This is a genomic window from Mesorhizobium sp. M7A.F.Ca.CA.002.04.1.1 (genome assembly GCF_004022805.1).
GTDB classification, from domain to species: domain Bacteria; phylum Pseudomonadota; class Alphaproteobacteria; order Rhizobiales; family Rhizobiaceae; genus Mesorhizobium; species Mesorhizobium ciceri.
The window spans coordinates 1-9,784 of the sequence record NZ_RZPL01000145.1 but is presented as its reverse complement, the minus strand read 5'-3'; the positions used below and the strand labels follow the sequence as shown (position 1 = coordinate 9,784).

The following is a 9,784-nucleotide window of genomic DNA, read 5'->3' as shown; positions in this document are numbered from 1 at the left end:
GTGTAGAGCTTCAGGAAGCGGGCGACGTCGGCATCCTCGGTGTTGCGCCAGTACTGCCAGAATTCGTAGGGGCTCAGCATCTCCGCGTCGAGCCAGACCGCGCCCGACGCCGACTTGCCCATCTTGGCGCCCGACGAGGTGGTGAGCAGCGGCGTGGTCAGTGCATAGAGCTGCGCGTCCTCCGTGCGGCGGCCGAGATCGATGCCGTTGATGATGTTGCCCCACTGGTCGGAGCCGCCCATCTGCAGGCGGCAGCCGAGACGCTTGTAGAGCTCGACGAAATCATAGGCCTGCAGGATCATGTAGTTGAATTCGAGGAACGACAGCGACTGCTCGCGATCGAGCCGCAGCTTGACGGAATCGAAGGCCAGCATGCGGTTGACCGAAAAGTGACGACCGACATCGCGCAGGAAATTGACGTAGTTGATCTCCATCAGCCAATCGGCGTTGTTGACCATGATGGCGTCGTTGGGACCGCTGCCGAATTTGAGGTAGGGCATGAAGTTGCGGCGGATACCGGCAAGATTGTCTTCGATGTCCTGCGGGGTCAAAAGCTTGCGCGCCTCATCCTTGAACGACGGGTCGCCGATCATCGAGGTGCCGCCGCCCATCAGCGCGATCGGCCGGTGACCGGTCTGCTGCAGCCAGTGCAGCATCATGATCTGGATCAGCGAGCCGGCGTGCAGGCTCTTGGCGGTCGCGTCGAAGCCGATATAGGCTGTCACCGTCTCCTTGGCGAAGATATTGTCGAGACCGGCATCATCCGAAGTCTGGTGGATGAAACCGCGCTCGCTCATCGTGCGCAGGAAATCCGATTTGAAGGCAGGCATTTTTTCTATTCCCGAAAGCGTCCGGCCGCTGTGGCTCAGGCGTGCATGAACGCGGGCGTTTAGCATCCAAGCGCGATCAGCAAAAGTGGTTTCCGGTTTTGCGACTGATCGCGCCAGACAAAGGTCCAGCGATCAGCAAAAGTGGTTTCCGGTTTGCAGCCCGCGCGGATGGCGTTGCGAATCCTTGCTTCGTCGTTTGGGCTGGCGTATTGAGGCGCCGCGCAGGGCAGGGCCTGAGGCGCCGCGACGGGGCCATCCCGCAGATCAGATCCGGAAAGCTCCGCGATGAACAGGAACTATCTCTTTCTCTTTCTGTTCAGCGTGCTGATGACGTTCAGTGGACTGGCGAGCCTTCCACCCATCGACCGCGACGAATCCCGTTTTGTCCAGGCTACCAAGCAGATGGTCGAAACCTCCGACTATGTCGACATCCGTTTTCAGGATGCCTCGCGCTACAAGAAGCCGATCGGCATCTACTGGCTGCAATCGGCGGCCGTGGCGCTGAGCGGCGAGGGGGCGGCGGCGCCGATCTGGGTCTACCGCCTCGTCTCCATGCTTGGCATTGCCTTGGCCGTCGTCGGCATCGCCTGGACGGGCACCAAGCTGTTCGGGGCCAATGCCGGTCTCGCCGCCGGCCTGATGATGGCGGCGATCTTCGCCACCGCCTTCGAGGGCCGTGACGCCAAGACCGACGCCATGCTGCTGGCCTGCTGCGTGGCGGCGCAAGGCGCGCTCGCCCAGATCTATCTGGCAGCGCGCCGCAACGAACCGGTAGCCGCCCATCTGCCGTGGATTTTCTGGGCCGCTCAAGGCCTTGGAATTCTTATCAAGGGGCCGGTGGCTCCGCTGTTGTCGTTGCTCACGGTCGCCGCCCTGTTTGCCTTCGAGCGCGACTGGCGCTGGCTCCTGAAGCTGAAGCTCGTGCGCGGTGTCGCTCTGGTGGCGCTCATCGTGTTGCCCTGGGTTGCCCTCATCACCTGGAAGAGCGGCGGCACCTTTCTCAGCGATGCCGTCGGCAAGGACATGATGGCCAAGGTCGCCTCGGGCGAGGAATCGCACGGCCTGCCGCCCGGTTTCTACATGCTGACCTATTCCTTGTTCATGTGGCCGTTCGGCCTGATCGCGGTCGGCGCCGGGCTCCAGGCCCTCAACCGTCTGCGCGACGATCCCCGGCTGCGTTTCTGCCTCGCCTGGTATATTCCGTTCTGGCTGGTGTTCGAGCTGATCCCGACCAAGCTGCCGCACTATGTCCTGCCGGCCTATCCCGGCATGGCGCTGCTGATTGGCTGGCTGCTGACATTGTCGCCGCAGGAGGCCAATGCGCCGCTCAGGCGCTGGCAGGACTGGTTGTGGTGGTCGACCGCATTCGGTCTTGTCGTGGTCAGCCTTGGCCTGGCGGCGGTCTGCGTCGGAGCGCCGATCTATCTCACCGGCTCCTTTTCCTGGTGGAGCATCCCGGCCGCCGCGGCGGCGCTGGCGGCAGGGTATTTCGCTTTTTCGCGACAGCTGCAAGTGCCGCTCTCCCGCATCGGCGCCATCGCGGTTTGCGCCGGCATTACCTATGGGCTGTTGTTCGGCGTCATCGCGCCTTCGCTGAAGCCGATCTGGCTGAGCCCGGCGATCGAGGCGGCAGTCCAGGCCAACAGGCCTTGCGACACCACGGTGCTCGCCTCAGCGGAATATCACGAGCCGAGCCTGGTGTTCCTGGTCGGCACCAAGACCGTCCTGACCGATGTCGATGGCGTCGCCAAGCATCTGCTCGGCGATCCGGCCTGCGCGCTGGCGCTGGCACAAATCGGCGACGAGCAGAAGCTGAATGGCCTGTTGGAGGCGCAAGGCAAGTCGGCGAGCCGCGTTGCCGAGGTCGATGGCCTCAACTATTCGTCGGGAGACAAACTGTCGCTCGGCCTCTATCGTGTAAGCCAGTGACGGCTCGCCGATGCCCATGACGGCAACAATGGGGTCGAATTTCCTATGCTGGTGAAATCACGCCCGCCCGTTTCGAGCCTGCTCCTTGGCATAGGGCGCCGGTCGCTCGACAACTTTCGCGATACGATGCAGATCGCCAAAAGCCGCCTTGCCACCCGGCCGGCCAGATACCCGAATATTTTGTGGTCGGTCTGGGTGCTGGTCTGGGTCTTGCTGACGGCGTCGGCGTTTGTTCGTCTCGACACTCCGGCCGGAATGCTTCACGGCAAGTGGTCGGCGGGATTTGCCCGGACTGCCGACTTTTTCACCCAGTTCGGCCTGGGAGGCTGGTATATCATTCCCTCAGTGCTTCTGCTTGTCGCCGCGAACCTGACGGATTGGCGAAGCCTGTCGCGGCGCTCGCTGATGCTCCTCTACAACTGGACCTGCCTGGCTTTTCTGGTGCTGTGCGCCACCGGCCTGTCGGGGATCGCCGTCAATGTGCTGAAATATGCCATTGGCCGGGCTCGCCCGCTCTATTACGAGGACTTTGGCGTGCTGACCCTGCACCCCTTCGCTTTCGATGCGCGCTTCGCCGGCTTTCCGTCCGGCCATGGTACGACAATGGGCGCGGTGTTCGGGGTCGCTTTGCTGTTGTTTCCGCGGCGCTGGTACATCGCCCTGGCGATCACCGCCTGCATCGCCTCGACCCGTATCTTCGTTGGCGCGCACTATCCCAGCGACACCGTCGCCGGCTTCGGCCTTGGCTGCGGTTTCGCGCTTGCCTGCGGGCTGGTCTTTGCCCGGCTCGGCTTCATCTTCCGGCCGATGCCTTCGGGCTTGCCGGTCCGCAAGAAGACGTTTTGGCTGATTGGGCCGAGAAGGAATTTGACGGGCCGATGATGCCATGGGTAGGAAAGTCGTTGCGATAACCGGACGGCAAGGCGGGACAATGGTACGACGATCGCGAATGGTGGTAGGAGCGCTGCTGGCGGCATTTGTTGCTGGCGGAGAGATGGCGAACGCCTCGCCCTTCGTTGACACGAAGGAGGGGCAAGTCCAGGTCGACCATATGACCCTGCAGGAATTGCAGGCGGCTGCGCTAACGGGGTCGGCCGACGCGCAGAACCGGCTTGGCGTCGTTTTTCTGCTGGGACTCGGAGTTAAAGCGGATTTCGTCAAGGCTTTCGAATGGTTCCAAAAAGCGGCCGAGAAAGGGCACCCCGACGCGGAGACTTGGTTGGGCAATCTTTATGGAACCGGTCGAGGAGTAACACTCGATCGGCAGAAATCTCTGTTTTGGACAAGGAAGGCCGCAGAGCGCGGTTACAGCCGCGCAGAATATAATTTGGGAGTGAATTTCCTAGAGGGGACACTCACCGCCACGAACTACACCGAAGCCATCGCGTGGTTCAGGCGGGCTGCGGAACATGGCGACGTGTTGGCCAATCACAATCTTGGCCTATTGCTTTTGACAGGACGCGGAACTCCCAGTTCACCGCCAAATCTGAGAATTGAAGTCGACAAGGTACAGGCGCTGAAGTCGATTGCGTTCTCCGCCGAGAGTGGATTTGCGGACTCTCAAGCGGCTCTTGCTGCCATGTATTTCGAGGGGAACGGCGTAACGCAGAGCTATTCTGAAGCGGCCAGATGGTACCTATTGGCCGCGGAGCAGGGCTCAGCGTATGCACAAACGATGCTGTCCGCCATGTACCTTACTGGGCATGGTGTAACCGCCAACCAAGACACTGCCGTGAAATGGCTGAAGAAAGCGGCAGCAAACGGGAATGCTGCGGCTCAGGAACAGTTGGGCCAGAGTTATGGCGGCGGATTCTACGGACTGCCGCAGGATTTCATGCAAGCGATCGAGTGGACGACAAAGGCGGCGGACCAAGGAAACGCGGAAGCACAAAACACTCTTGGAGTAGCCTATCTTAAAGGTCTTGGAGTGCCGTCCGAGCGAGAGGTGGCTCATGATTGGTTTAAAAGGGTCGCCGCACAAGGTAATGCTCATGCAATTTACAACATAGACAAATATTTTAATAAAGATAAGGTTTTTACAGGGCAATGACCCGATTTCTATTTGGCCGGGCTGGGCTTCACCAAGGCTCGGCTTCATCAGTGCTCATTGGCGCGCCTTAATTTCCTTCGCGAACGGTGATGGGCCGGACCGACAGACCTCAAAAGACCGTAGTGTCTGCTTATTGATCGTCCCAGCGCGAACCATGTCACTGACCGCGCTATGGTCCTCAAAGGCGTCGCTCTGAAATTCCCGCTTGGTCGTCATGACCAACCTCCAAGCTACATTCCGCCAATTCAGCTAGACGCCGTCCAGGCCGCCATAGGATCTGACCAATCCGGCCATGTCGGGCGACCGGTGGTCCTCGTGTTCGAGCCCTTGCGCAACGCCGACGCGATCGGCGACCGGCCGGTTCTGGCTGACCTTCCACTTGCCGTGGATTTCGCTGATCTCGATTTCCAGCCCGATAATGCCCTTGATCTGCGACTGGATGAAGGGCTCCGGCGCATCGGTCACCGCCCAGGGCGCGGCGCGGGCGCCTTCCTGGGAGACGGTCAGATCGGCGATCTGCTGCGCCAGCCAGTCCTGATCATCCATCACCTTGACGGTGCCGCGAACCTGCACGATGGCATAATTCCAGGTCGGCACCACCTTGCCGGTCTCGCGCTTGGTCTCGTACCAGGACGGCGTCACATAGGCATCGCTGCCCTGGAAGACGATCAGTACGGTTGACGCCGGATTGTCGGCCAACAGGCGCCATTGCGGGTTGGCCCGCGCCAGATGGGCGCGCAGCCTGCCGTTCGGCCCGATTTCCGCGTCGAGCAGGAACGGGATGGCGTTGGCGACCGGCCCATCGGGTCCGTTGGAAATCAACAGGCCCAGCGGATGCGTCCGGATCAGCCCGTGCAGGATTTCCGGCCGCGTTTCCCTGAAATGAGGAGGTTCGTACATCGCCGTCCCTGCTTTCTTTGCTTATCTCAGCCGCTTCGGCCGCGGATCCGACAATTCGCCGGCCAGCCGGCGGTCGAGATAGTCGGCGCATTCCTCGAGCAGCAGGTCGGCATCGTTGGAGAAGAAATGGTTGGCGCCGGGCAACGTCTTTTGGGTGATGGTGATGCCCTTCTGCGTGTGCAGCTTGTCGACCAGGCCCTGCACATCCTTCGGCGGCGCCACCTTGTCGGCATCGCCATGGATGATCAGGCCCGATGACGGGCAGGGCGCCAGGAACGAGAAATCATAGGTGTTGGGCTGCGGCGCGATCGAGATGAAGCCTTCGATCTCGGGCCGGCGCATCAGAAGCTGCATGCCGATCCAGGATCCGAACGAGTAGCCGGCGACCCAGCAGCTCTTGGAATCGGGATGCAGCGACTGCACCCAATCCAGCGCCGCGGCAGCGTCCGACAACTCGCCGGTGCCGTGGTCGAATTCGCCCTGACTGCGGCCGATGCCGCGGAAATTGAAGCGAAGCGTGGTGAAGTCCCGCTTCTGGAACATGTAGAAGAGGTCGTAGACGATCTTGTTGTTCATCGTGCCGCCGAATTGCGGGTGCGGGTGCAGGACGATGGCAATCGGCGCGCTCTTTTCCTTGGAAGGCTGGTAGCGACCCTCCAGGCGGCCGGCAGGACCGGTGAAAATGACCTCAGGCATAAAATACTCCACTAGGTAATACGAATGCGCGGTGCCTGGAACGTTTCCTCTGGCCTTGACGCAGGGCGAGCGTCTTCTTAGAAGCTAGTTTAGAATTGTTCAAAACTGAGTGGCAAGACATCGAGCCCGGCCACCCGCGCCGCAAGCCGCGTAAATAGGACGGCTCGCCTTGGAATTTCAAGGAAATAACGCCATACGACGGCGGAATGGCTTCTGACGGGACTTGACGGACGAAAATGGCCGCAAAACGCGCCTATCTCGACTACAATGCCAGTGCGCCGCTGCTTGCCGCGGCCCGCGAAGCTATGGTCGCGGCGCTCGATGTCGCCGCCAATCCGTCATCGGTTCACGCCGAGGGGCGGGCGGCCCGCCGTCTGATCGAGACCGCAAGGCGTGACGTGGCGGCGCTCGTCAACGCCAAGCCCGAGCACGTCGTGTTCACCTCCGGTGCCACGGAAGCAGCCTCGACGCTGCTGTCACCCGACTGGCAGATGGGGCGCGGCACGGTGCGCATGAGCCGGCTTTACGTGTCGGAGGCCGATCATCCCTGCCTGTTGAACGGCGGACATTTCCCGGCAGTGCAGGTAAACCGGATCGGCGTCGACGCCAACGGTATCGCCGATCTCGACGCTTTGGCGGCAGCGCTCAGTGGTCATGACAAGAGCGAAGGCCTGCCGCTGGTTGCCATCCACGCCGCCAACAACGAGACCGGCGTCATCCAGCCGATCGATCGCATCGCCGGGATCGTCAAGGCGGCGGGCGGCATCCTCATGGTCGACGCCGTGCAGGCCGCCGGGCGTGTTTCGATCGATCTATCAGCGGGTTACGCCGATTATCTGATTCTGTCCTCGCACAAGATCGGTGGTCCCAAGGGCGTCGGCGCCATCGTCGCGGCTTCGGATCTGATGATGCCGAAGCCGTTGATCAATGGCGGCGGTCAGGAAAAGGGCCATCGCGGCGGGACTGAAAACCTCGCTGCCATTGCCGGTTTTGGCGCGGCCGCCCGCGAGGCCCTGGCCGGATTGCCGGCCATAGATGCGGTGCGCCGGCGCCGCGACGAGATCGAGGCCATCGTGAAAACGCTGGTGCCGGACGCGGAAATCTTCGGAACCGGTGCGCCAAGGCTTGCCAATACGGCATTCTTCGCTATTGCGGGCGTCAAAGCCGAAACCGCGCAGATCGCCTTCGACCTGGCCGGCGTAGCGCTGTCGGCCGGCTCTGCCTGTTCGTCCGGCAAGGTCGGACCGAGCCATGTGCTGAAAGCCATGGGATACGGTGACAGCCTTGGCGCCTTGCGCGTGTCGATCGGTCCGGCGACGGGCGCGGAAGACATCGAGTTGTTTCGCGTTGCGCTGACGGGAATCGCCGCGCGTCGGGCGGATAGAGAAAAAGCCGCGTGAGCGGTTGGGGCATCGGACCGAAAAGCGCGTAGCGATTTTCGGGAAAATCCGATGCTTGACGAAAATGATTTGGGCCATTCGGCCTGGTAGAGCCGTGCGTTTCATGCTGGCCGGGTGAATTTCCGGTCGAAGCGCACTATATGAAACTTACGCTGCCGCAAGCGCCTTTTTGGGGTTCGTTTTGGCGGTGCCATAGTTTGAAAACTGTCGGGCCTTGACCCCGGCGTGGATGGAGAACGCATATGCCTGCTGTGCAGGACACGATCGATCGGGTCCGAAAGATCGACGTCGACCAATATAAATATGGATTCCAGACCGAAATCGCGATGGATAAGGCCCCCAAAGGCCTCAGCGAAGACATTATCCGTTTCATTTCGGCCAAGAAGGACGAACCGTCCTGGATGCTGGAATGGCGTCTGGAAGCCTATCGCCGTTGGCTGACGCTTGACGAGCCGACCTGGGCGCGCGTCCACTATCCCAAGATCGATTTCCAGGACATCTACTTCTACGCGGCGCCCAAGAGCACGCCCGGCCCGACCTCGCTCAGCGATGTCGATCCCGAACTCTTGAAGGTCTACGAGAAGCTCGGTATTCCGCTGCGCGAGCAGGAAATCCTCGCCGGCGTGCAGAAGACCGACGCCTCGGAACTCGAGGAAGTCAGCGACAATGTCTACAAATCGGGCCGCGTCGCCGTCGACGCCGTGTTCGATTCCGTTTCCGTCGTCACCACCTTCAAGAAGGAGCTGGCGCAGGCCGGCGTCATCTTCTGCTCGATCTCGGAAGCCATCCGCGAGCATCCCGAACTGGTGAAGAAGTATCTCGGCTCGGTTGTGCCGACCTCCGACAATTATTACGCCACGCTGAATTCGGCCGTGTTCACCGACGGCTCGTTCGTCTTCGTGCCCAAGGGCGTGCGCTGCCCGATGGAGCTGTCGACCTATTTCCGCATGAACGAGAAGAACACCGGCCAGTTCGAGCGCACGCTGATCATCGCCGAGGAGGGGGCTTACGTCTCCTATCTCGAAGGCTGCACGGCGCCGCAGCGCGATGAGAACCAGCTGCATGCCGCCGTCGTCGAACTGGTGGCGCTCGACGATGCCGAGATCAAATATTCGACGGTGCAGAACTGGTATCCCGGAGACGCCGAGGGCAAGGGTGGCATCTACAATTTCGTCACCAAGCGCGGCGACTGCCGTGGCGATCGCTCGAAGATCTCGTGGACGCAGGTCGAGACCGGCTCGGCGATCACCTGGAAATATCCGAGCTGCATCCTGCGCGGCGACGATTCCTCGGGCGAGTTCTATTCGATCGCTGTCTCGAACGGTTATCAGCAGGTCGACAGCGGCACCAAGATGATCCACCTCGGCAAGAACACGTCGAGCCGCATCATCTCCAAAGGCATCGCCGCCGGCTTCTCGCAGAACACCTATCGCGGCCAGGTCTCGGCGCACCGCAAGGCGACCAACGCCCGCAACTTCACCAACTGCGATTCCCTGCTGATCGGCGACCAGTGCGGCGCGCACACCGTGCCCTACATGGAAGCCAAGAATTCGACGGCGCAGTTCGAGCACGAAGCGACCACGTCGAAGATTTCCGAGGACCAGAAATTCTACGTCATGCAGCGCGGTATCCCTGAAGAGGAGGCGATCGCGCTGATCGTCAACGGCTTCGTCAAGGACGTCATCCAGCAACTGCCGATGGAATTCGCTGTCGAGGCGCAGAAGCTGATCGGTATCTCGCTTGAGGGCTCGGTCGGCTGACCGGACAGATATTCAGGAAACGAAAAAATGCTTGAAATCAGAAACCTGCACGCCCGCATCGTCGATGACGGCACCGAAATCATCCGCGGTCTGAACCTGACGGTGAAAGCCGGCGAGGTTGCCGCGATCATGGGGCCGAACGGCTCGGGCAAATCGACGCTGTCCTACATCCTCGCCGGTCGCGAGGACTATGAGGTGACCGAGGGCGACATCCTCTAC

General features: G+C 61.2%; 9 protein-coding genes. 6 read left to right on the top strand and 3 right to left on the bottom strand.

The window, feature by feature from the left end:
• Positions 1 to 830: tyrosine--tRNA ligase (gene tyrS / locus ENZ75_RS10435; protein WP_128278086.1), on the bottom strand; the 830-nt coding region annotated here is incomplete at its 3' end.
• Positions 831 to 1,115: 285 nt separating this feature from the next.
• On the opposite strand from tyrS, the gene ENZ75_RS10430 reads away from it, so the two are divergent.
• The 3 genes from ENZ75_RS10430 (at position 1,116) to ENZ75_RS10420 (ending at position 4,809) form a co-directional block, all read left to right on the top strand.
• On the top strand, positions 1,116 to 2,759 hold the full coding sequence (locus ENZ75_RS10430) for a glycosyltransferase family 39 protein (RefSeq protein WP_063167804.1): 1,644 nt from the start codon (positions 1,116 to 1,118) through the stop codon (positions 2,757 to 2,759).
• A 126-nt stretch (positions 2,760 to 2,885) separates the two neighbouring features.
• Entirely contained in the window at positions 2,886 to 3,641 is a 756-nt protein-coding gene (locus ENZ75_RS10425) for a phosphatase PAP2 family protein (RefSeq protein WP_245481144.1), read from the top strand.
• A gap of 67 nt (positions 3,642 to 3,708) precedes the next feature.
• Positions 3,709 to 4,809 (top strand): SEL1-like repeat protein, encoded by a 1,101-nt coding sequence (locus ENZ75_RS10420; RefSeq protein ID WP_164887779.1) that lies wholly within the window; start codon positions 3,709 to 3,711, stop codon positions 4,807 to 4,809.
• A gap of 249 nt (positions 4,810 to 5,058) precedes the next feature.
• Here ENZ75_RS10420 and ENZ75_RS10415 read toward each other — a convergent pair whose 3' ends face one another.
• Positions 5,059 to 5,709 (bottom strand): FMN-binding negative transcriptional regulator, encoded by a 651-nt coding sequence (locus ENZ75_RS10415; protein ID WP_063167807.1) that lies wholly within the window; start codon positions 5,707 to 5,709, stop codon positions 5,059 to 5,061.
• A gap of 21 nt (positions 5,710 to 5,730) precedes the next feature.
• Positions 5,731 to 6,405 (bottom strand): alpha/beta hydrolase, encoded by a 675-nt coding sequence (locus ENZ75_RS10410; protein ID WP_013532163.1) that lies wholly within the window; start codon positions 6,403 to 6,405, stop codon positions 5,731 to 5,733.
• A 236-nt stretch (positions 6,406 to 6,641) separates the two neighbouring features.
• Between ENZ75_RS10410 and ENZ75_RS10405 the strand changes: the two genes are divergently transcribed.
• The 3 genes from ENZ75_RS10405 to ENZ75_RS10395 all read left to right on the top strand — a co-directional run.
• A complete protein-coding gene (locus ENZ75_RS10405; protein ID WP_063167808.1) occupies positions 6,642 to 7,805 on the top strand; it encodes a cysteine desulfurase family protein in 1,164 nt (387 codons plus the stop codon).
• Positions 7,806 to 8,047: 242 nt separating this feature from the next.
• The gene (gene sufB / locus ENZ75_RS10400; RefSeq protein ID WP_013532161.1) at positions 8,048 to 9,565 is read left to right on the top strand and encodes a Fe-S cluster assembly protein SufB; all 1,518 of its coding nucleotides are present in this window, start codon (positions 8,048 to 8,050) and stop codon (positions 9,563 to 9,565) included.
• Positions 9,566 to 9,592: 27 nt separating this feature from the next.
• Positions 9,593 to 9,784, top strand: a 192-nt coding sequence (locus tag ENZ75_RS10395; protein WP_128278082.1) for an ATP-binding cassette domain-containing protein, incomplete at its 3' end; no start/stop codon positions are given.

Excerpts from the sequence above, each read along its gene's own strand:
- ENZ75_RS10430 (WP_063167804.1), top strand. The coding sequence starts at position 1,116 with ATGAACAGGAACTATCTCTTTCTCTTTCTGTTCAGCGTGCTGATGACG.
- ENZ75_RS10425 (WP_245481144.1), top strand. The coding sequence starts at position 2,886 with ATGCAGATCGCCAAAAGCCGCCTTGCCACCCGGCCGGCCAGATACCCG.
- ENZ75_RS10420 (WP_164887779.1), top strand. The coding sequence starts at position 3,709 with ATGGTGGTAGGAGCGCTGCTGGCGGCATTTGTTGCTGGCGGAGAGATG.
- ENZ75_RS10415 (WP_063167807.1), bottom strand. The coding sequence starts at position 5,709 with ATGTACGAACCTCCTCATTTCAGGGAAACGCGGCCGGAAATCCTGCAC.
- ENZ75_RS10410 (WP_013532163.1), bottom strand. The coding sequence starts at position 6,405 with ATGCCTGAGGTCATTTTCACCGGTCCTGCCGGCCGCCTGGAGGGTCGC.
- ENZ75_RS10405 (WP_063167808.1), top strand. The coding sequence starts at position 6,642 with ATGGCCGCAAAACGCGCCTATCTCGACTACAATGCCAGTGCGCCGCTG.
- sufB (WP_013532161.1), top strand. The coding sequence starts at position 8,048 with ATGCCTGCTGTGCAGGACACGATCGATCGGGTCCGAAAGATCGACGTC.